The 20,316-nt window shown below is 61.4% G+C and carries 23 protein-coding genes and 2 tRNA genes; 8 read left to right on the top strand and 17 right to left on the bottom strand.

The window, feature by feature from the left end; translation table 11 throughout:
* Positions 1-36: 36 nt before the first annotated feature.
* From V8Z65_RS18220 to V8Z65_RS18175, 10 genes are all read right to left on the bottom strand, one after another.
* Positions 37-1,017 carry an acetyl-CoA carboxylase carboxyltransferase subunit beta gene (locus V8Z65_RS18220; RefSeq protein ID WP_338721598.1) on the bottom strand — a complete coding sequence of 327 codons (981 nt, stop codon included), beginning with the start codon at positions 1,015-1,017 and terminating at the stop codon, positions 37-39.
* A 114-nt stretch (positions 1,018-1,131) separates the two neighbouring features.
* Positions 1,132-1,956 carry a tryptophan synthase subunit alpha gene (gene trpA, locus V8Z65_RS18215; protein ID WP_338721596.1) on the bottom strand — a complete coding sequence of 275 codons (825 nt, stop codon included), beginning with the start codon at positions 1,954-1,956 and terminating at the stop codon, positions 1,132-1,134.
* A complete protein-coding gene (trpB, locus tag V8Z65_RS18210) occupies positions 1,956-3,170 on the bottom strand; it encodes a tryptophan synthase subunit beta (protein WP_338721595.1) in 1,215 nt (404 codons plus the stop codon). Before trpB ends, trpA begins: the two co-directional genes overlap by 1 nt.
* A gap of 43 nt (positions 3,171-3,213) precedes the next feature.
* Complete coding sequence (locus V8Z65_RS18205) at positions 3,214-3,861, bottom strand: phosphoribosylanthranilate isomerase (RefSeq protein ID WP_338721594.1); 648 nt, start codon at positions 3,859-3,861, stop codon at positions 3,214-3,216.
* Positions 3,862-3,918: 57 nt separating this feature from the next.
* A complete protein-coding gene (locus tag V8Z65_RS18200) occupies positions 3,919-4,281 on the bottom strand; it encodes a lipopolysaccharide assembly protein LapA domain-containing protein (protein WP_338721593.1) in 363 nt (120 codons plus the stop codon).
* A 157-nt stretch (positions 4,282-4,438) separates the two neighbouring features.
* The gene (locus V8Z65_RS18195) at positions 4,439-4,720 is read right to left on the bottom strand and encodes an integration host factor subunit beta (protein WP_035099264.1); all 282 of its coding nucleotides are present in this window, start codon (positions 4,718-4,720) and stop codon (positions 4,439-4,441) included.
* Positions 4,721-4,750: 30 nt separating this feature from the next.
* Positions 4,751-5,689: a signal peptide peptidase SppA gene (gene sppA, locus V8Z65_RS18190; RefSeq protein WP_338721589.1), complete on the bottom strand. Its 939-nt coding sequence runs from the start codon at positions 5,687-5,689 to the stop codon at positions 4,751-4,753.
* Positions 5,690-5,749: 60 nt separating this feature from the next.
* Positions 5,750-6,259, bottom strand: a complete 510-nt coding sequence (locus V8Z65_RS18185) for a GNAT family N-acetyltransferase (RefSeq protein WP_338721588.1) — start codon at positions 6,257-6,259, stop codon at positions 5,750-5,752.
* A 74-nt stretch (positions 6,260-6,333) separates the two neighbouring features.
* Positions 6,334-8,040 carry a 30S ribosomal protein S1 gene (rpsA, locus tag V8Z65_RS18180; RefSeq protein WP_338721587.1) on the bottom strand — a complete coding sequence of 569 codons (1,707 nt, stop codon included), beginning with the start codon at positions 8,038-8,040 and terminating at the stop codon, positions 6,334-6,336.
* A 179-nt stretch (positions 8,041-8,219) separates the two neighbouring features.
* On the bottom strand, positions 8,220-8,873 hold the full coding sequence (locus V8Z65_RS18175; protein ID WP_338721586.1) for a (d)CMP kinase: 654 nt from the start codon (positions 8,871-8,873) through the stop codon (positions 8,220-8,222).
* 232 nt (positions 8,874-9,105) lie between these two features.
* Between V8Z65_RS18175 and V8Z65_RS18170 the strand changes: the two genes are divergently transcribed.
* From V8Z65_RS18170 to V8Z65_RS18145, 6 genes are all read left to right on the top strand, one after another.
* Entirely contained in the window at positions 9,106-9,501 is a 396-nt protein-coding gene (locus tag V8Z65_RS18170) for a TIGR02300 family protein (RefSeq protein ID WP_338721585.1), read from the top strand.
* Positions 9,502-9,676: 175 nt separating this feature from the next.
* A tRNA-Ala gene (locus V8Z65_RS18165) sits at positions 9,677-9,752 on the top strand.
* A gap of 314 nt (positions 9,753-10,066) precedes the next feature.
* Complete coding sequence (locus V8Z65_RS18160; RefSeq protein ID WP_338721583.1) at positions 10,067-11,227, top strand: PAN domain-containing protein; 1,161 nt, start codon at positions 10,067-10,069, stop codon at positions 11,225-11,227.
* A 398-nt stretch (positions 11,228-11,625) separates the two neighbouring features.
* On the top strand, positions 11,626-12,726 hold the full coding sequence (locus V8Z65_RS18155; RefSeq protein ID WP_338724073.1) for a crosslink repair DNA glycosylase YcaQ family protein: 1,101 nt from the start codon (positions 11,626-11,628) through the stop codon (positions 12,724-12,726).
* Between the two features lie 78 nt (positions 12,727-12,804).
* Positions 12,805-14,112 carry a nicotinate phosphoribosyltransferase gene (gene pncB / locus V8Z65_RS18150; RefSeq protein WP_338721582.1) on the top strand — a complete coding sequence of 436 codons (1,308 nt, stop codon included), beginning with the start codon at positions 12,805-12,807 and terminating at the stop codon, positions 14,110-14,112.
* A gap of 135 nt (positions 14,113-14,247) precedes the next feature.
* The gene (locus V8Z65_RS18145; RefSeq protein ID WP_338721581.1) at positions 14,248-14,502 is read left to right on the top strand and encodes a hypothetical protein; all 255 of its coding nucleotides are present in this window, start codon (positions 14,248-14,250) and stop codon (positions 14,500-14,502) included.
* 134 nt (positions 14,503-14,636) lie between these two features.
* On the opposite strand, the gene V8Z65_RS18140 is transcribed toward V8Z65_RS18145, so the two are convergent.
* The 5 genes from V8Z65_RS18140 to tsaB form a co-directional block, all read right to left on the bottom strand.
* Positions 14,637-14,888, bottom strand: coding sequence for a hypothetical protein (locus tag V8Z65_RS18140; protein ID WP_338721580.1), 252 nt, complete (start codon positions 14,886-14,888; stop codon positions 14,637-14,639).
* A gap of 101 nt (positions 14,889-14,989) precedes the next feature.
* Positions 14,990-15,784 (bottom strand): lysophospholipid acyltransferase family protein, encoded by a 795-nt coding sequence (locus V8Z65_RS18135; RefSeq protein WP_338721579.1) that lies wholly within the window; start codon positions 15,782-15,784, stop codon positions 14,990-14,992.
* Entirely contained in the window at positions 15,781-16,179 is a 399-nt protein-coding gene (locus tag V8Z65_RS18130; RefSeq protein WP_338724072.1) for a Fur family transcriptional regulator, read from the bottom strand. Before V8Z65_RS18130 ends, V8Z65_RS18135 begins: the two co-directional genes overlap by 4 nt.
* 90 nt (positions 16,180-16,269) lie before the next feature.
* The gene (gene rimI, locus V8Z65_RS18125) at positions 16,270-16,749 is read right to left on the bottom strand and encodes a ribosomal protein S18-alanine N-acetyltransferase (RefSeq protein WP_338721578.1); all 480 of its coding nucleotides are present in this window, start codon (positions 16,747-16,749) and stop codon (positions 16,270-16,272) included.
* On the bottom strand, positions 16,749-17,357 hold the full coding sequence (gene tsaB, locus V8Z65_RS18120) for a tRNA (adenosine(37)-N6)-threonylcarbamoyltransferase complex dimerization subunit type 1 TsaB (protein ID WP_338721577.1): 609 nt from the start codon (positions 17,355-17,357) through the stop codon (positions 16,749-16,751). The genes rimI and tsaB overlap by 1 nt, the downstream gene beginning before the upstream one ends.
* A gap of 266 nt (positions 17,358-17,623) precedes the next feature.
* Here tsaB and lnt point away from each other — a divergent pair, with 266 nt between their 5' ends.
* Both lnt and V8Z65_RS18110 read left to right on the top strand, forming a co-directional pair.
* The gene (gene lnt / locus V8Z65_RS18115) at positions 17,624-19,240 is read left to right on the top strand and encodes an apolipoprotein N-acyltransferase (RefSeq protein ID WP_338721576.1); all 1,617 of its coding nucleotides are present in this window, start codon (positions 17,624-17,626) and stop codon (positions 19,238-19,240) included.
* A 10-nt stretch (positions 19,241-19,250) separates the two neighbouring features.
* Positions 19,251-19,625, top strand: coding sequence for a VOC family protein (locus V8Z65_RS18110; RefSeq protein ID WP_338721575.1), 375 nt, complete (start codon positions 19,251-19,253; stop codon positions 19,623-19,625).
* Between the two features lie 58 nt (positions 19,626-19,683).
* On the opposite strand, the gene V8Z65_RS18105 is transcribed toward V8Z65_RS18110, so the two are convergent.
* Positions 19,684-19,768: transfer RNA gene (locus tag V8Z65_RS18105), tRNA-Leu, on the bottom strand.
* Between the two features lie 57 nt (positions 19,769-19,825).
* A complete protein-coding gene (locus tag V8Z65_RS18100) occupies positions 19,826-20,188 on the bottom strand; it encodes a GFA family protein (protein ID WP_338721574.1) in 363 nt (120 codons plus the stop codon).
* Positions 20,189-20,316: the final 128 nt, after the last annotated feature.

Below are 20,316 nucleotides of genomic sequence, written 5' to 3'. Positions count from 1 at the left end.
CCGGACCTGTCCAGCCCGCAGGCTCAGCCCTTATGCCTATTCAGCGTGGGCGGCAGCTGCAGGCGGATCGAGGTCGTCGTCGCCCTCGGCGGCAACGGCCGCGTCGCGCATGCTGGCCTGGGCGGTAATGGCCTTGGGCTCGTTGGCGGCGATGGCTTCATTGGGCGGCGCATTGGTGAGAATGGCCGCCAGTGAGCCAATGGTGGACCTGAGATTGTGGCGATGCACGACCATATCCACCATGCCGTGGCTATAGAGATATTCCGAACGCTGGAAACCCTTAGGCAGCTTTTCGCGAATGGTCTGCTCGATCACGCGCTGACCAGCAAAGCCAATCAAGGCACCCGGCTCGGCCAGATGCACATCGCCGATCATGGCATAGGAGGCAGTGACGCCGCCCGTGGTTGGATTGGTCAGAACCACGAAAAAGGGCAAGCCTGCCTCGCGCAGGCGCAGAACCGCGACAGTGGTGCGCGGCATCTGCATGAGGCCCAATACGCCTTCCTGCATGCGCGCGCCGCCCGAGGCGACGAAGAGAATGAACGGGGTCTTCAGACGCACCGCCGTTTCGAGGCCGGTAATGATCCCCTGCCCTGCGGCCATGCCGAGCGAGCCGGCCAGGAAATCGAAATCCTGCACGGCCACGGTCACGGCGCGCTCATAGAGCTTGCCGGTGGCCACCAGCACGGCATCGTCATAGCCGGTCTTGGCGCGGTTTTCCTTGAGCTGGTCGACATAGCGCTTCTGGGCGCGGAACTTCAGCGGATCCTGCGGCGCCGAGGGCACCGGCACGATGTCGTATTTGCCATCGTCGAGGAAGGTCGCCAGCCGATCGGTCGGCTTGATCTTCATGTGATAGCCCGAATTGGGCACCACCCACTGATTGGCCTCGAGATCGCGATAGAACACCATCTCCCCGGACTCGGGGTCCTTGACCCAAAGGTTTTCCGGCGTCTCCCGCTTGTTGGAGAGGAAGGAGCGGATTTTGGGGCGGACGAAATTGTCGATCCAGTTCATGGCGCGGCCTTTCGCGGTGATCCATCAAGGGGTCACATAGTCGTCAATTGTGGCAATTCTTATCAGGCCCTGCGGCAAGCCGCAAAGCGTCAGACGTGGTGCCTGTGGACAGTGTTAAGCGCGTGCCCGCTTCACCCCGGCGGCTAGGTCGGCGACGATGTCGCGCACGGCGGCGACGGTCTTGTCGGTGGCTTTGCCATCGACCAGCGATTTAGCCACGGCATCGACCAGCACCGTGCCGACCACCACACCGTCCGAGTGCTTGCCGATATCCTCGGCATCCTCAGCGGTCTTGATGCCGAAGCCTACGGCCACCGGCAGGTCGGTATGGCTCTTGATGCGCTGCACTGCCTCGCCCACCGCGGCGCGCGACTTGATCGCCGCTCCGGTAATGCCGGTCATGGAGACATAATAGACAAAGCCCGAAGTGTTCTTGAGCACGGTGGGCAGGCGCTTGTCGTCGGTTGTCGGCGTGGTCAGGCGGATGAAATTGAGCCCGGCTTTCAGCGCGGGAATGCACAATTCGTCATCCTCTTCGGCCGGCAGGTCGACAATGATCAGACCATCGACGCCCGCCTCTTTGGCCGCCGCGATGAAGCGCTCGACGCCAAGGGAATAGATGGGATTGTAATAGCCCATCATGACGATGGGCGTCGTCTCATCCTTGCGGCGGAACTCTTCCACCATGCCGAGCACGCCGAGCAGGGTCTGCCCCTGGGCCAGGGCCCGCTGCGCCGCCATCTGGATGACGACGCCATCGGCCATGGGGTCGGAAAAGGGCAGGCCCAGTTCGATCACATCGGCGCCGGCCTGTGGCAGGGCATTGAGAATGGCCTGGCTGGTCGCAAGATCGGGATCGCCGCCCATGACATAGGTGACGAGAGCGGGGCGGTTTTCGGCCTTGCAAGCGGCAAAGCGTGCGTCGATACGGGTGGTCATTATTTCAGAAGCCCCAGATATTTGCCGACGCTTTCCACGTCCTTGTCGCCACGACCCGAAAGGCACAGAACCACCGACTGGTCCTTGTCCAATGTGGGGGCGATCTTGATCACCTGGGCCAGGCCATGGGCGCTTTCGAGGGCGGGGATAATGCCTTCCATCCTGGTGCAGAGCTGGAAGGCCTCGAGCGCCTCATTGTCAGTGATCGGTGCATAGGTGACGCGCCTGGTGTCGTGCAGGAAGGCATGTTCGGGGCCAACGCCGGGATAATCGAGGCCGGCGGAAATCGAATGACCCTCGAGAATCTGCCCGTCACTATCCTGCAAGAGATAGGTGCGATTGCCATGCAGCACCCCTGGCCGGCCGCCGGTCATGGAAGCGGCGTGGCCATTTTCGGTCTCGATGCCATGCCCGCCGGCTTCGGCGCCATAGAGGGCGACATCGCTATCGTCGAGAAAAGCATGGAATGTGCCGATGGCATTGGAGCCGCCGCCGACACAGGCAACCACGGCATCGGGTAATTTGCCCTCGGCCTCGCGGAACTGTTCCTTGAGTTCGGTGCCGATGACCGACTGAAAATCGCGCACCATTTCGGGATAGGGATGCGGGCCGGCCGCCGTGCCGATCAGGTAATAGGTCGAATCCACATTGGTGACCCAGTCGCGCAAGGCCTCGTTCATGGCGTCCTTGAGTGTGCCGGCGCCGGCCGTCACCGGGCGCACTTCGGCGCCGAGCATCTTCATGCGCAAGACATTGGGCATTTGCCGCTCGACATCGGTTGCGCCCATGAAGATGGTGCAGGGCAGGTCGAATTTGGCGCAGACCGTGGCCGTGGCCACGCCATGCTGGCCGGCGCCGGTTTCGGCAATGATGCGGGTCTTGCCCATGCGCTTGGCGAGCAGGATCTGCCCCAGGCAATTATTGATCTTGTGGCTGCCGGTATGGTTGAGCTCTTCGCGCTTGAACCAGACCTTGGCACCGCCCAAATGCCGGGTCAGGCGTTCGGCGAAGTAGAGCGGGCTGGGGCGGCCGGTATAGTGGACTGCCAGATCCTTCAGCTCCGCCGCATAGGCCGGATCGGTCTTGGCGGCGCGATATTCCTTTTCCAGGTCGAGGATCAGCGGCATCAGCGTTTCGGCGACGAAGCGGCCGCCATAAATGCCGAAGCGCCCGTGTTCGTCCGGGCCGTTGCGCAGGGAATTGATGCCGTCCATTTGGATCCTCTCGGCGGGGCCGAGAAAACCCGGCTCGCTGCTGCTATACGGCTGCGCGGGCGTTGCGGATGAACGCCTCGATCAGCTTTGTGTTCTTGACGCCTGGTGCGGTTTCGAGCCCGGAGGATGCATCGATCCCCATGGGCTTCACCTGCTGGATGGCCTGGGCCACATTGTCCGGCGTCAGGCCCCCGGAAAGCATGAAGGGGATGGACGGGTCAAGCGCTTCGATCAGGCTCCAGTCGAAGCTTTCGCCCAATCCGCCCGGCCGATCGGCCCCTTTGGGCGGCTTGGCATCGAGCAGAATGCGGTCCGCCACCTCGGCAAAAGCGGCCACCTGGGCAATGTCCTCGGCCGAGCCGATGGGCAGGGCTTTGATGATTTCCACCCCGGCCTCGGCGCGGATGGCCTCGACGCGATGGGGGGTTTCGGGGCCGTGGAGCTGGATCCAGTCCGGTCCGAGCGCGGCGACTTCGGCAACGCTGGAATTGTCCGGATTGACCAGCACCACACAGCTCTCGATCCGGCCCCGCGCGGCCGAGATCAGGCCGCCCAGCTCATCGATGGAGACGTGGCGGGGCGAGCGCGGAAAATGCATGAAGCCCACCATATCGGCGCCGGCCGCAATGGTGGCATCCAGCAGGTCAAGGGTCTTGATGCCGCAAATTTTGACGATCAGGGGATCGGCCATAGTCGTTGGTGGCTCAAAGGGACGGGACGAAACAAATAAGCCGCACTGCGCCGTCCATCATCGCAGTTCCAGCAGATCATCGACTTCGGCCATGGGCCCTTTGCGGGCCTGGTCCGTGCCTCGGCGCATTGCTTCGAGTTCCTGGCTCAATTGCTGGGCCTCGCGCCGCCAATGCCGCTCGCTGCGGCGATGCGGCCCTTGCGCGAACCAGCTCGCCGTGCCGCCCAGCAGCACGCCGATCAACAGGACGACAAAAAGCACCACGAAAAGCGGAATGCCATAGCCGGCGGCGCTGGCGTCCATGGGCGCGACAAAGGGATTGAGATTGACCGCCACCAGGTGGCGATTGGCCAGGGCGAAGGCAATCAGCACTGCGCACAGGGGCACCAGGACAAGCCAGCCGACAATTTTGTTGACCATAGAGGCTTCCATTTGGAGCTGAAAAGCTCCGGTCCTTTCCTTGCCGCCTGGAGTATTTCACCGTTCCAAAGAAACGCTGAAATGGCTCCAGTTGTGTGTTTCGTCGCGTTTCCGAACCGCAAAACCGTTGCCACTTTTGCTGGAAACGCTCCAGGAATTACGAGCGGTTCAGCCGCTCGCGGATTTCCTTGCCGGCCTTGAACTGGGGCACGTATTTTTCGCCCACATCGACCTGTTCGCCGGTGCGCGGATTGCGGCCCACCCGGGCAGGGCGGTTCTTGACCGAAAAAGCCCCGAAACCGCGCAGCTCGACGCGGTCGCCCCGCGCCATGGCATCCCCGATCTCGTCGAGGATCGCATTGACGATATTTTCGATGTCGCGTTGAAAAAGATGCGGGTTCTCCGCGGCGAGCTTCTCGACAAGTTCAGACTTGATCATCAAAGGCTCCGGTATCCACCCCTAATCCCCTCATAGGGTTCGTTCAACCTGCCAAAGCGAGACCAAACCGTCAAGCATGACAGGGCCTTCGGCCGGCATTCCGAGAAATGAGCGCGCCGAGGAGCCCAGCAAATCGGCGAGCCAGGCCAGTTCGCCCTGCTCCACCGGCCAGACGGTGACAATGGGCAGGTCCGGATCCACGCCATGCTCGGCCTCGAGCCAGGCCAGGGCCTCATGCTCGCCGCCAATGGCGTCGATCAGGCCGGTCTCTATGCCCACCCGGCCGGTCATGATCCGCCCATCGGCCAGGGCAAGGGTCGCCGGGCGCGTCAGGCCGCGACGTTCTGCCACAATATCGACGAACCAGGCAAAGCTGTCCTCGACCAGTTCGGTGATGGACGCACGGGGCGCCCCGGTCAGCGGCTCGTCATAGTCGGGCTCGGCCTTCAATGGCCCGGATGCGACCTTGTCGAGATCGATGCCGATAGTGTCGAGCAGTTTGCCGGCATTGACATGCTGATAGAGCACGCCAATCGACCCCACGATCGAGAGCCGCCGGGCAAAGATGCGGTCGGTGGCGATGGCCGTCATATAGGCGGCCGAGGCGCCAAGCTCGTCGATGGTGGAGACCACCGGCTTGGCGGCGGACAGGCGCCGCAGGTCTTCATAGAGTTCTTCGCCGCCCGCCGTGGTGCCGCCGGGGGAATTGATGGCCACAATGACGGCCTTGATCCTGTCATCTTCAATCAGCTCGTCGATTGCCTCTGAGCGAGCCGACATGGTGGTCACGGTGCCGGAGACGACAATGCGCGCAATCCGGTCGCCCCCCGCAGCATTGGGCAGAGCAAAGCGCCCGACAAGCGCCAAAACGGCAATCACCGCCAGCACCAGCGCCAGGATACGCCAAAGGCCGCGCGAGCGGCGGAAGCGGTCGGCAGCGAGGATATCGTGATGCATCTGGTCGGTCACGGCACGTCTCCGGTTTGCTCAAAGCCGTACTGGCGCAGCACCGGGAAAGCAAGCCGCGCCTCAGCCCAGCGCCTTCACCATATAGCGTGCCGCATCTTCATAGGCGGCGAGCTTGTCCTCCAGCTCAGGCCGGTCCTGGGCCACAAAGCCCTGCTTTTCCCAGAACGGGACCGAGCCATTGACCGCTACCAGGCTCATGGTCGGATAGCTCATCGCCAGTGCATGTTTGGTCAGGCTATCGACAATCTTGCCGGCTGCGCCAACCCCGCGGGTCAGCGGCAGCAGCGCCAGATCGTGGATGTAATAGGTGTCCGGATTGGCCGGAAGCTGGCCCAGAAGCGTATCGAGCGCCGGCAGGCTGCCAAGCGTCCAGGGATGGCTCAAGACATAACCGGCCGGCTTTTCGCCGACTTCGAGCAGGTAGCAGCCATTGCGATAAAGGGTGAACTTTTCCGCCAGCACCGCCTCGGCCTCGAAAAAGCCGGGATGGACCTTGTTGGCAATGTCGAACACGGCGCCAAAGTCATAGCCGGTCATGGCACGCCAGGCGACGTCGCGGAACTGGATCATGTCAATCTACCCGTCACACAAAACGACCCGCACCTATTGGCGCGGGTCGAAAGCTTATCGGAAGCGCGAAACGCTTACTTCTCGTCGCGGCCCTTGAGGGCAGCGCCCAGGATGTCGCCGAGCGAAGCGCCCGAATCCGAGGAACCGAAATTGGCCACCGCTTCGCGTTCTTCGGCGATTTCCAGCGCCTTGATCGAGAGCTGGATGCGGCCGGTCTTGCGGTCGTACTGGGTGACGCGTGCGTCGACCTTGTCGCCCTTGGCGAAGCGCTCGGGGCGCTGGTCGTTGCGGTCGCGGCTGAGGTCGGCGCGGCGGATGAAGGCGGTCACATCGCTATCGGCAATGCGCACTTCGATGCCGCCATCGTTGACGTCCACCACTTCGGTGGTGACCACGGCGTTCTTGCGCAGACCCGAACCATCGGACGAACCGGCATCGGCCAGGTCATCGGCAGCAAGCTGCTTGATACCGAGCGAGATACGTTCCTTCTCGACATCGACGTCGAGAACCTTGGCCTTGACCATGTCGCCACGGTTGTAGTCGTCGAGCGCCACTTCGCCCGATTTCTGCCAATCGAGGTCGGAGAGGTGAACCATGCCGTCCACATCGCCTTCGAGACCAATGAACAGGCCGAATTCGGTCTTGTTCTTGACTTCGCCTTCGATGGTGGAGCCAACCGGGTTCTTCTCGGCAAAGGCTTCCCACGGGTTCTGCAGGGTCTGCTTGAGGCCCAGCGAGATGCGGCGCTTGTCCGGATCGACTTCGAGCACGACCACTTCGACTTCCTGGGAGGTCGAGACGATCTTGCCCGGATGGACGTTCTTCTTGGTCCAGCTCATTTCCGAGACGTGGATCAGGCCTTCAATGCCCGGCTCCAGTTCGACGAAAGCACCATAATCGGTGATGTTGGTCACGCGGCCCGAGAACTTGGCGTTGATCGGGTACTTGGCCTCGATGCCTTCCCACGGATCGGCCTGAAGCTGCTTCATGCCGAGCGAGATACGGTGGCTCTCGTGGTTGATGCGCACGATCTGGACCTTGATGGTCTCGCCGATGGTGAGCACTTCGGAGGGGTGGTTGACGCGGCGCCAGGCAATGTCGGTGACATGCAGCAGGCCATCGATACCGCCCAGGTCAACGAAGGCACCGTAATCGGTGATGTTCTTGACCACGCCATCGACCACCTGGCCCTCTTCGAGCTGCTGGACGATTTCGGAACGCTGTTCGGCGCGCGATTCTTCGAGAATGGCACGGCGCGAGACAACGATATTGCCGCGGCGCTTGTCCATCTTGAGGATCTGGAAGGGCTGCGGCACGTTCATGAGCGGCGCGATATCGCGGATCGGGCGGATATCGACCTGCGAGCGGGGCAGGAATGCCACGGCGCCTTCGAGATCAACGGTGAAGCCACCCTTGACCTGGTTGAAGATGGTGCCTTCAACGCGCTCATTGGCGTTGTACTTCTCTTCGAGCTTGACCCAGCTCTCTTCGCGGCGGGCCTTCTCGCGGCTGAGAACGGCTTCACCAACGGCGTTCTCGACGCGGTCGACATAAACCTCGACTTCCGAGCCCACAGTGATGGTGCCGTCGCGGCCGGCCTGGCCGAATTCCTTCAAGGGGACGCGGCCTTCGGTCTTCAGACCAACGTCAACAATGGCCAGGTCCTTTTCGATGGCCACGACACGACCCTTGACGACGGTGCCTTCGGCGGCATCGTTGTCGACAAAGGAGTCGAGGAGCATCGATTCAAAATCTTCTTTCGTCACAGTCTGCTGTGCCAAATCATTTCTCCGGCGCCGGTGGTTGGGGGTTTCTGCACCTGGTCCGAATGCGGGTCCGCTTCGGCAAAAATGCCAAAGCCGGCGCACGGAGCACCGCTTCAGAAAACAGGTTGATTGGGTATTTCAGGTCCGGGCCAGCGCGGGATGATTGCCAGATGGAGCCGGTCCCAAGGAGGAAATTAGGAGAGCTTTTGCCCTCCTGCCTTGAGCGCCATGGCCTTATCGACAATCGCGATGGCAGCGCGGAGTGCGGCCTCTATACCGAGTTGTGTCGTATCGAGCAAGTGTGCGTCTTGCGCCTGATAGAAGCCGCCATTGGGATTGAGCATGTCGCGCGCGTCCCGCTCCTCGATCTGGTGAAAGAGTGCGTAGCGGTCCACCTCAAGCCCACGCGCCTCCAATTGCCGCGCCCGGCGCTCCATGCGTGCCTTGCTGTCGGCCTGGATGAAGAGCTTCACGTCGGCATCGGGACAGATCTTGGTGCCGATATCGCGCCCGTCCAGCACGGCGCCGCCCTTCCGGGTGGCAAAATTTCGCTGAAAATCAAACAGCGCGGCGCGCACCTCGGCGATCACCGCCACCTTGGAAGCGAGCACGCCGGTTTCCGCGCTGGTGAGGGCGGCAATATCCTCCAGATGCCCAGCATCGAGCGCCCGGGCCGCGGCAATGGCGGCGGCTTCGAATTCGGGCCCGTTCACCCGCTCGGCCACTGCCAGCCCGACGGCGCGATAAAGCAGGCCGGTATCGAGATGGGGCAGGCCATAATGCTGCGCGAGCCCTGCGGCCAGCGTGCCCTTGCCCGAAGCGGCCGGTCCGTCCACGGCGATAATCATGTCTTTTGTCCCCATTTCGCGATCAGCCGCAAAAGGCGATAGCGGGGCAGACCGGCAAGGGCAAGGGGCATGCATTGGAGCTCTCGGGAGGCGCCCGAGCCGCGGGGGAGATGGGCCAGGCCGCATTTTGCGTTTGACAGGGCAGGGCTTTGCCCATAACCGGACTGACCGAAATGGGCGTTCGCGGCTACTGAAGCGCCCGCACTTCTCCTTATTCGACGAGGCATGAGAGATGGCCAGTGAACGCGGTACCAAGCGGACCGACCCCGATACCGGCAAAAAGTTCTACGATCTCAATATGGATCCGATCGTCTCGCCCTATACCGGCAAGAGCTATCCGCGGTCCTTTTTCGAAACGCTGACCGGCAAGCCGAGCCCGGCAACCGCCCGCAAGGTGGATGACGAGGACGAGACCGAAGAAGAAGACGAGGTCGAGGATACCAGCGGTCCCGAAATCGTCAGCCTCGAGGAAGCCGACGCCGAAGAGAGCGGCGACGATATTCCCGATGTCGAGGATGTCGAGGTCGATGAAGACCTGGGCGACGATGATGAAGACACCTTCCTCGAAGAGGATGAAGACGAGGACGACAGCCTTGGCTTTGACGTCGGCGACGACGAAGACCGTTGATTTTGTTCAATTTATCCTGCCGGACGGGATAATCGCCCGGCAGGATAAAAAAGTGTCATTTAGGCACTTGCGTGTTGCGGAATGATCCAATAGGTTCCGCCTCGCTTCGGACGGGCACCACCCCGGACGAACCCAAAACACTCGACAGGGCCTGCATTTCGCCCCCTGTCCGGATGGGGCCATAGCTCAGCTGGGAGAGCGCTTGCATGGCATGCAAGAGGTCAGCGGTTCGATCCCGCTTGGCTCCACCACTTCGCCGCTGGTCTGCGTAGCAGATCGAGCGCTTCAGTGAAGCGATCGAAAGCAAGAAGGCCTTGAGCGCTATGCGCGAAAGGCGAGCTGCTTACGCGGTTTGGGCTCGGCAAGCCCGCGAGGCCTGCACGACGTTCATGCTGATCACTGGCGAAGGCTGTCACGGCGAAGTTGCCGCAGGAAGTCTGTCCGGTCGGTCCTAGGCTCTCCCAATATCCGTCTTGTTCTCAGCCCCGTCGCCTGACTAATGTACTCGCGAGGGGGCAAGATGCGACAATTACTCAGATGCTTCCCAGTGGTATCGGTGTTCCTGGTGTCTCTGGTTTCGGCAACGTGGGCCGATGAGCAAATCGGCGCCTTTAGAGTCTTTGACGACCATCCAAATGTTGTGGTTTTGGATGGGGAAATCGGGATCAACACCCCGCTGGAGTTCCGGCGAGCGCTCACCGCCGCGCCCCAAGCTGACGTTGTCGTCCTTAATAGTCCCGGCGGTCTCGTAGCCAGCGGGCTCATTCTCGCAAACGACATTCATGATCGTGCCCTATCAACAGTGATACCCGAGGGGGCAGGATGCTACTCGGCGTGCGCGTTTGTCTTCTTTGCTGGTGCCGAGCGCCTCGTAGAGGGTGAGTTGGGCGTCCACCAGATGTACGGCACCAATGACACCTCAGGCGTTCAGGCTCGTGTCTCCGACATTATCGAAGCGCTTGAACAGTTCGGAACACCGACAAGCGTGGTCACGCGCATGTTCAGAACACCTAGCGACGACATGTATGTATTTTCGTCCAGCGAAATCGACAGCCTAGCGATCAACGTACTTGGTCCAACCGTTCTGGCCGACCTGAGCGGGCTTGGCCTCGCGTCGCCTGCTTTTGATACTGTTGAGAGAACCTCCACGGTAGCCTCGACGCCCCCTGATGCCGCGCCCAATGGTGGCCTTAGGCTGGCACTTTATGGTGGCCTAGACTTTTACGGTTCGGACATTTCCTCGGAGCGCACGGAAGATGCAGTTGAGTGCGCCTCCATGTGCCTCTACGAAGACCAGTGTCTAGCCTTCACATTTAATGCCAACCCTCGTCTTTCTCGCGGGCCGAATTGCTTCTTGAAGGGAGGCGTTGAGCGACTTGAGGCGTATGCAGACGCCATGTCGGGTATTTTTCTGTTCCCCGAAGATGGCGACGCGATCACTTACTCAATTGGCGCGATCGATCCGACACAGGATGTATTGCCACGCCAAGGCCTGAGTGGACGCGATTTCAACACGTCCCCGGAGCGCGGTATCTCGTCGCCCGGCGCATGTCGGATGGCTTGTGTGGATGACAACGCGTGCCGCGCGTTCACGTACGACTCGCGGCTCAAGCAGTGCTACCTGAAACACAATGTGGGTACGGCCTTTGCCTCCACCAACTTGACCAGCGGGATCAAACGAGGGGCAACCTTTCCGCCTATCGACGTTATCGATCTGTCTGAGTAATCGAACCGGTGGTGGTTTCGTCGACCGCTTCAAGGTTGGCCACGAACTCGCGCTGCGCAACCATGAGCCTCCGCTGCCACTCGCAGGGATATTCGGTACTCATCTCTCCTGCACAAACGGGCCTCTTGGTCTTCATCTCAACAGCGCTCGTCGAGACTAAGCTCAGGGCTGTCAGCAGTCCGACTATTGCGACGCGCATGGCAAACCTTAGGGATTAGTTAACCAATCATCGACGCGCCGGGTAAAGAAATCTTTAACGTCAAAGCTGCGCAGGCCGCTTCACTCCTGACCCCATTTGACACACATCCCTGATCTGACAAGGTTCCTGCCAATTCCAGGAATCACCCGTGTCCAAAAAGCCCATCACGCTCACCCCTGCCCTGGCCCGCGCCATTTGGATGAAGGCGCAGCGCCTCGATGAGACCGAGCCTTTCGGGTCCGGCCCCCAGGCGGCGCAGGCGGCTATCGAACAGCTTGGCTATGTGCAGATCGACACAATCAATGTGATCGAGCGCTGCCATCATCATATTCTTTATTCGCGCATTCCCGCCTATCAGCGCCAGGACCTGGCCGTGCTGCAATCGGGGCAAAAGTCCATTTTTGAATATTGGACGCATGCGCTGAGCTATGTGCCCAGCGCCGATCTTCCCTATTTCATCCCGGCCATGAAGGCCTATCGGGACAAGCCCAGTGCCTGGTTCGGCTCGGTGACCGCAAAAGAAGTCAGCGCCATGGTGCGTCGCCTCAAAAAAGAGGGGCCATTGTCCATCCGCGATATCGATGATGACGAGCTGGTGGACAAGGACCATCCCTGGGCCAGCCGCAAGCCGAGCAAGCGCGTGCTGCAATTGATGTTCTATCAGGGGCTTGTGGCCATTGCGGCGCGCGAGGGCATGGTCAAGACCTATGACCTGACGGGCAGGCATTTCGGCTGGGAAAAAAGCCCCCGTCCCGCCACCGAAAAACAGGTGACGGCCTATTTGGTCGACCGGGCGCTGCGCAGCCAGGGTGTGGCCAGCCTCGATTCGATCTGCCATCTCAATGCCCCGGCGAAAAAGGCGGTGCGCGAATTGATTGAAGCGCGCGTCAAGCGCCGGCAAATGGTGCCGGTCACCATTGAGGGCGCCGAGAAAGTGCCGCATTGGACGACCCGCGAGGCGCTGGACAGTGCGGCCCCTGCCCCGGCCAATCGGGTGCATATTCTTTCGCCCTTCGATCCGCTGATCATCCAGCGCAAGCGGCTCAAGCTCCTCTTCGGCTATGACCATATTTTCGAGGCCTATGTGCCGGCGGCCAAGCGACAATATGGCTATTTCGCCTTGCCGGTGCTGGTCGACGACCGGGTCGTTGCCGCCATCGACCTCAAGACCGACAGGCAGGCGGGCAAATTGCTGGTGCAGAAATGGACCTGGCTGGAGGATATGGGCGCCGGGGCAAAGGCGGCCATCGATGCGGAACTGGAGCGGTTCGAACGGTTTCAACTTCAAGCCGGGCCGTAGGTAAAATCTCCCCACCGGAGCGAATTTGCCTTCGGCACGGCTCGAAGTTACAAGACCTGCCGCGCATTGGGGACACTTATGGCCACCTATACCGATATTGCCCGGCGGGTTTACAACCACACCTTCAAGCTCGACCCGATCATCCGGAGCCTGCTCGACACCGATTTCTACAAGCTCCTGATGCTGCAGATGATCTGGGGGCTCTATCCCAAAGTCGAGGCCACGTTCAGCCTGATCAACCGCACCAATTCGGTCCGGCTGGCCGAAGAGATCGATATCGACGAATTGCGCGCCCAGCTCGATCATTGCCGCACATTGCGCTTTTCGAAAAAGGAAATGATCTGGCTGGCGGGTAACACCTTTTACGGGTCCAAGCAGATCTTCCAGCCCGGCTTCCTGCGCTGGCTGGAAAATTTCCAGCTTCCCGACTATCGGCTGGAGAAACGCGACGGCCAGTTCGTGCTCGAATTTCCCGGCCTTTGGGTGGAAACCACCATGTGGGAAATTCCGGCCCTGGCCATTATCAATGAATTGAGAAGCCGCGCGGCGATGAAGCATTACGGGCCTTTCACGCTCGATGTGCTCTATGCCCGCGCCAAGGCCCGGATGTGGGAAAAGGTCGAGCGGCTGGCCAAGCTGCCTGATCTTAAAATTTCCGATTTCGGCACGCGACGGCGCCACTCTTTCCTCTGGCAGCGCTGGTGCGTCGAGGCGCTCAAGGAAGGCATTGGCGCCAATATGACCGGCACGTCCAATGTGAAACTGGCCATGGATAATGACCTCGAGGCGCTGGGCACCAATGCCCATGAATTGCCCATGGTCCTGGCCGCGCTCGCCCGGTCGGACAAGGAATTGCGCGAGGCGCCCTATCGGGTCCTGCAGGACTGGAAGAGCTATTATGGCGGCAATCTTCTTATTGTCCTGCCGGACGCCTTCGGTACCGACGCATTCCTGCGCGATGCGCCCGATTGGGTGGCCGACTGGACCGGGTTCCGGCCCGATAGTGCACCCGCCATCGAAGGGGGCGAAAAGATCATCGACTTCTGGAAATCGCGCGGCCGCGATCCACGCGAAAAGCTCCTCATTTTCTCCGATGGGCTCGATGTCGACATGATCGAGGAAGCGTATCTGCATTTCGATGGCAAGGTGCGCATGAGCTTTGGCTGGGGCACCAATCTCACCAATGATTTCGAGGGTTGCGCACCCGAACCCAATCCGGGCCTGAAGCCCATTTCCATTGTCGCCAAGGTGTCCGAGGCCAATGGCCGCCCTGCGGTGAAACTTTCGGACAATCCGGCCAAGGCCACCGGTGACAAATCGGAAATCATGCGTTATCTGCGCGTCTTCGGTGACGCGGGCATGGTGGAACACGCCGTGCGCGTCTAGCAACGGGCCGTTCCGGCCGGTGACCAATCACAAATATTGCTGCACCTGTGGAGAACCCATGAGGGCGCAGCAGCGTTAAGGCTCGATGAACCATCGCTGGCCAATCTGGCCGGTGGGGGCTCTGCGGAGCCAAGTATGAGACTTGAATTGATCGATATTGCCCTGGCCGAGCGCCAGCCACACCCGACCCTGGCCGAACGGATGACCGGAAAGGTTCGCGCTATCCTCACCGAAACCATTGGCGAGCAGGAAATCCGGCACGAAATCATGGTGCCGGTCTGGATGGATGTGCGCGAAGGCATGAGCGAAGAAGATATCGAATTGGGCCTGATGGTGAAGGCGGCCGATATTGTGGGCCGGCTCAAACAACATATGGGCCCGCAGGGCTAGAGCGTTTCCAGCAAAAGTGGCAACGGTTTTGCGGTTCGGAAGCGCGATAAAACAAGAACTTAGAGCAATTTCAGCGCTTCAACGAAACGGTGAAATGCTCTAGTCCTCTGCCCCGCGCACCGCCAGCTTGGCAATCAACGCGCCTGACGCTGCATTTCCTCAAGGAATTTACGCTGGATCTCGGTGACCCGATATGGGTCATAGGTCATCACCGGCACAGCTGGTTCGGTTTCGCGGTGACGCCAGGCCGCGCCGGTCGCAAATTCCCGCGCGTCCTCTTCGAGCTGCTCGTGCTGCCTGGCGCTTTGCTGACGCCGCACGTCAAGGGCAAACCAGATGGTCGCGCCTGCAACGATTGCCCAAATGGCCACAAGTTCCCACGTCATGATCGCCTCCAAATTGGAGGTCTTTCATAGCTAACCGAGTGTTAAGGGGAAAAGCGCGAACGCCTGTTAGTCTTAATCGGTAAACTTGTCTGCAATCGATGTCAGGCCGGCAATTTACCGCCCCGGTTGAGCGCCACCAGCATGGCCCGAACCTGGTTTTCCGCAGCTTTGCTGACCGCTTTGCGGTCATCGCCCTCGCGCAGCGGCAGGGGCGTGCCGAAGGCCACGGTGACCTCCTTGACCGGGCCTGAAAGAATTTCGGCAATATTCTGCTTGACCGATTTGGACTTGATCCAGGCAATCAGCGAACGCTCATTGCGGCTCACCGGCAGGCCCTGCAATTTGGTGTAAGCTATGGTAAGCGGCTGGATCAGCACATCCTTGGCGCCCGCCTCGAGCATGGCGTGCTGGGCCGCGCCTATGAGGGCGGAGCGAAACGGCAGCACATGGGTGCCGATATCGGACTGGCCCTCGGCAAAAAGCAGCACGGCATTGCCGCCGGCCATATGCTGGCCCATGGCCTGGGCCGTCCGCCCGGCATCGGAGCGGCGTGTCCGATCCACATAGATGGTGCGCTGCAGATCGGCCATCATGCCCACAAAGGGCCATTTGCCCACTTCGCGCTTGGCCACAAAGGTCACGTCGGCCACCGAACCGATTGCCACGATATCGGTCCAGGAAATGTGGTTGGACACCAATAGTGTCGGCCGTCCATGGGAGGGCTCGCCGATGACATTGACGCGCAGGCCCAGAAAGACACAGCCCATGCGGTGGAACAGGCGCGGCAGGAAGTTCCAGAACGGCAGCTTGAGCAGCAGGACCAGGGCCTGGAGCGGGATGACCACCAGCATAAAAGGCACGAAAACAAACAGGAAGAAGACAATCCTGAAGATCATTTGGCTTTGTCGTCCTTGGCCGTCTTGTCGGAAAGCGGCACGGCATAAAGCTCGAGCCGGTGATCGACCAGCTTATAGCCCAGACGCTTGGCGATGACCTCCTGTATAGCCTCGATTTCCTCGTTGCGGAATTCGATCACCGTGCCGGTCCGGATATCGATAAGGTGGTCGTGGTGCTCATCGGGAATGAGTTCGAAGCGGGCCCTGCCGTCCTTGAAATCGTGCTTGGTCACCAGCCCCGCCTCTTCAAACAGGTTCACCGTGCGGTAGACCGTCGAGAGCGAGATGCGCGGATCGAGCGCAGAGGCGCGGCGATAGAGCTCTTCCACATCGGGGTGGTCGGAGGCCTCCTCGATGACCCGGGCAATGGTGCGCCGCTGCTCGGTCATGCGCATGCCACGGGCGACGCAAGCCTCTTCGAGGGTTGGGTCGGAAGGGTTCTTGTTCACGCCGGCACTCCCTGTCCCGTTGTCCCGGAGACCGGGTTAACCAAGATCGCGCGCCATGACAAGCGCGGTAGCGGCGCTGCCATCGGGCCGGGGATAATATCCCTTGCGGGTCGCAATGGTCGAAAAGCCCAGCTTCTCATAGAGGCGGATGGCCGGCATATTCTGTTCGTCGACCTCGAGAAACAGGCGCCGGACCGGCGACAGCATCAGATCGGCCAGGACCGCATCCATCAGCGCCCGGCCAACGCCCCTGCCCCGCCATCTGGGGTCAACCGCAATGGTGAGCAGCTCGGCTTCGTCGGCGGCCATGCGGATCAGCGCAAAGCCGGCAATGCGGCGGCGCGCGTCACAGGCAATATAGGCCGGGCTGGCACTGTCTTCCAAAAAGCTGACAAATTCGCCGGTGGGCCAGCCGCGGTAAAAGCTCTGGCCGTGGATGCGCGCCAGGTCCTTGGCGTCGCGCGTCTCTGCCGGCTCCACATGCAGTCCACCCGGGGCCATCCAGAATTTGAGCATCAGGCGCGCCTCGGAACACGCGCCGCATTTTGCGGCTTGGCATCGGCATCGCGCACGTAAGAGGCGTGGGGCGGGTAGCCGGCCGGATCGGCGGTGGCGGCAAAGCGTACCATGGCGGCAATATCGACAAAGGGCGAGGTGATCAGGGCCGCGCCGGGCGGAACGGTTTCCCGCGCCTCGTCGATCGGCAGAAGGCGCGGTCCGTCAAGGCTGATACCGGGGGCGGAAAAGCGCTCGAAATAGGCCTCGCCCCGGCGCGCATCGAGCAGAACGGCGACCGGCCCGGCGGCGGCGGCAAGAGAAATGGCAAGCAGGCTGGGAATGCCCAATACCGGGATCTTGCGCGCCACCCCCAGGCCGCGTGCCGCCGACAGGCCAATGCGCAGGCCGGTAAAGGAGCCCGGACCGGTGGTGACCGCGACCCGCGCAATATCAGAGTAAGCCAGCCCATTGCGCGAGAGCAGCGTTTCGAGCCGGTCGAAGAGGATTTCGGCATGCCCCTTGGCGATGTCGAGGATTTCGGTATCCACACCGCCATCGGCGCGCAGCAGGGCCAGCTGCAGGCGCGGGGCGGCGGTATCGATGGCGAGGGTAACAGGATTGGACATGCGGCTCACATCCCCTCACCCGTCTCGGCCTCCGGCCAATCCACCCTCTCCCCAGTGGGGCGAGGAATAGGGCGAGACGCCGGACCATTCTTCTCCCCGTCGGGGAGAAGGTGGCGCGCAGCGCCGGATGAGGGGGGATGCTGGCGCCGCGTTGAAGTCCTAGCCCCGCCCCGGCGCCAAGTCCACTGCCAAAACCATTGCCTTGACGCCTTGAGCGACGGCGACCACCTTGCCCTCATGCCCTGTGATTCGCCCTTTTCCTGCCCATGACCTGGCTGGCCGAAACTGCCATGTTGAGCCATGGCTGGCGCCGCTTTGCGCTGCTGCTGGTGGCGGGCGCGATAGCGGGGCTCTCGGTGCCGCCGCTCTTCATTCTGCCGGCCTTGTTCCTGGCCCTGCCGATCTGGGTCTGGGCGCTGGACGGGGCCGAACGCCTGAACGGCTGGCGGCGGTTGTTCGGCCCGGCCTTTTCCATCGGCTTTGCCTTTGGATGGGGCTATTTCCTGGTCGCCTTCCACTGGCTGGGAGCCGCCTTTTTTGTCGATGGCGGCTGGGTGCTCGGGGCCATGCCCTTTGCCATTGCCGCACTTGCGGCGCTGATTGCCCTGTTCTGGGGCCTGGCAAGCGCTTTGGCGCATTTGAGCTGGAGCCATGGCTGGGTACGCATATTGACGCTATCGGCCTGGCTGGCCGCGGCCGAATTTGCGCGCGGGCACCTGTTTACCGGTTTCCCCTTCGATCTTCTGGGCTATAGCCTCACCGGCACGGACGAGATGATGCAATTGGCCTCGGTGATCGGGGTCTATGGCCTTACCTTCATCGCGCCGCTGCTGGCCATGACCCCGGCTTTGGTCTGGCCGGGCGACAATCGTGGCTGGTCGCAGCGCCTCGCGCCACTGTTTCTGGCGCTGCTGGTGATTGCCGGGCAGCTCGGCTATGGCTGGAACCGGCTTGCGGGCACGATTGCCACCGAGCGGCAGGACATGTCGATGCGGCTGGTGCAACCGCTGGTCTACGAGCATGCCGATTTCGGCAATGTCGATCCGGTTGTCCTGATCGACCGGCTGTTGATGCTCTCGGATATGCGGATGAACCCCAATGATCAGGGGCTCGACGACATTACCCATCTGGTGTGGCCCGAATCGAGCCTGCCCTTCTTCCTCGAGACCTATCCCGAGGCGCTGGCGCGTATTGCCCGGCTGCTGCCCGAGCAGACAACGTTGATTGCCGGCGTGCCCCGCCGTCCATATGAGCCTGATCCCGAAACCGTCGCCGCGCCGCCCTATAATTCGGTAGTGGCCGTCGACAGCGATGGCGAGGTGGTGGCCAGCTATGACAAGGCACATCTGGTGCCGTTCGGCGAATATCTGCCCTTTGCGCCTTTCTTTGCGCAATTGGGCATCAAGCAGTTCGTACCGGGCGCCGATGGCTGGTCGCCGGGCGACACCAAGCGGCGCCTGATGAGCTTGCCGGGGGCCCCCGCCGCCCTGGTGCTGGTCTGCTACGAAATCATCTTTCCGGGCGATCTTGGCGACGTTGCGGGCGCCCAATTCCTGCTCAACCTGACCAATGATGCCTGGTTTGACCGCTCGATTGGACCGGCCCAGCATGCCCATCACGCGCGGCTGCGCGCCGTGGAGGAAGGCATGAGCCTGGTGCGCGCCGCCAATACTGGCCTGAGCTTTGCCACCGATCCGCTGGGCCGGATCACCGCGGAGTTGGCGCCGGGTGAAATGGCGGCGCTCGACCTGCGCCCGCATCAAAAGCTCGAAGGCACGGTTTTCCAGAGCGTACGCCACTGGCCTTTCCTGATCGCGGTGATCGCCGGGATCCTTGCCGGATTTGTTGCCTCGCGCAGAACCCGCAAGCGACCCTTGGACTAAAGGCAGCAAGATGGGACGGCTCAAGGACATTGTTATCGATGCCGACCAACCTGCCGCCCTTGCCCGCTTCTGGGCGGCCGCGCTCGATGGATATGCCGTGCTGCCCTATGACGATGCCGAGATTGCCCGGCTGGCTGGATTGGGCCTGACGCCAGAAACCGATACCAGCGTCATGATTGCCGGCCCGGGCACGCGAGTTTGCATCCATCTCCGGCCCGGCCCCCGGCCCAAGCGCAACCGGGTGCATCTCGATATTGCCGCCGACGATGTCGCGGCCGAGGTCCTGCGCCTTGTAGCGCTGGGCGCTACCGAAATCCGGCGCGGCGACGGCTATATCGTTCTTGCCGATCCGGAGGGCAATAATTTCTGCGTCTGCCCGGACTAACGGCAGGCCTTAAAAGCAAAACCCCGACTGCATTGCTGCAGTCGGGGTTTTGAGAAATTGGTGCCCAGAAAAGGACTCGAACCTTCACGCCTTGCGGCACACGGACCTGAACCGTGCGCGTCTACCAATTCCGCCATCTGGGCGACGGCGGTGTGTCTATGGTGGCGGCGGGGCATTGTCAATGCGGTTCATGGAGATTGTCAGAAGTTTGCACCGTCCCAATGCGCAATGGCATTGCGATCCACCTCTGGCGCATCGGTGAGGCAATTGACATTGACCATGACTAGCTCATTGCCCTTGCCATCGCTGCCGCGGGCGAAGGATTCGATGCCGCAGGTCTTGCAGAACAGATGATCGATGCCCCTGGTATTGAAATGATAAAGCGTGAGCTGGTCCTCACCTGCATGCAGCGTGAAATCGCTGGCGGACACCGATTGCATGATCCAGCCCAGCCGCCGGCAGCGCGAACAATTGCAGTCTCCCAGGGACGAGAAATCGGTCCGAGCGGTGAAGCGGACGGCGCCGCAATGACACTGGCCCTGGTAATCTCGCTTTTCGGTCATTGTGCTCAACTCCATTGATATAGAACAAATAGAGAACACTCAAGGGCCGGAGTCAAGCCGGCAAGATCGTCATCAAGGCGCGGCAAGGCTCGACAGGCACAAGCCGGCTGCGCTAGAAGCGGAACCGA

Source organism: Devosia sp. XK-2, from assembly GCF_037113415.1.
Classification (GTDB): domain Bacteria; phylum Pseudomonadota; class Alphaproteobacteria; order Rhizobiales; family Devosiaceae; genus Devosia.
This window is presented reverse-complemented; position numbering and strand designations above follow the sequence as displayed.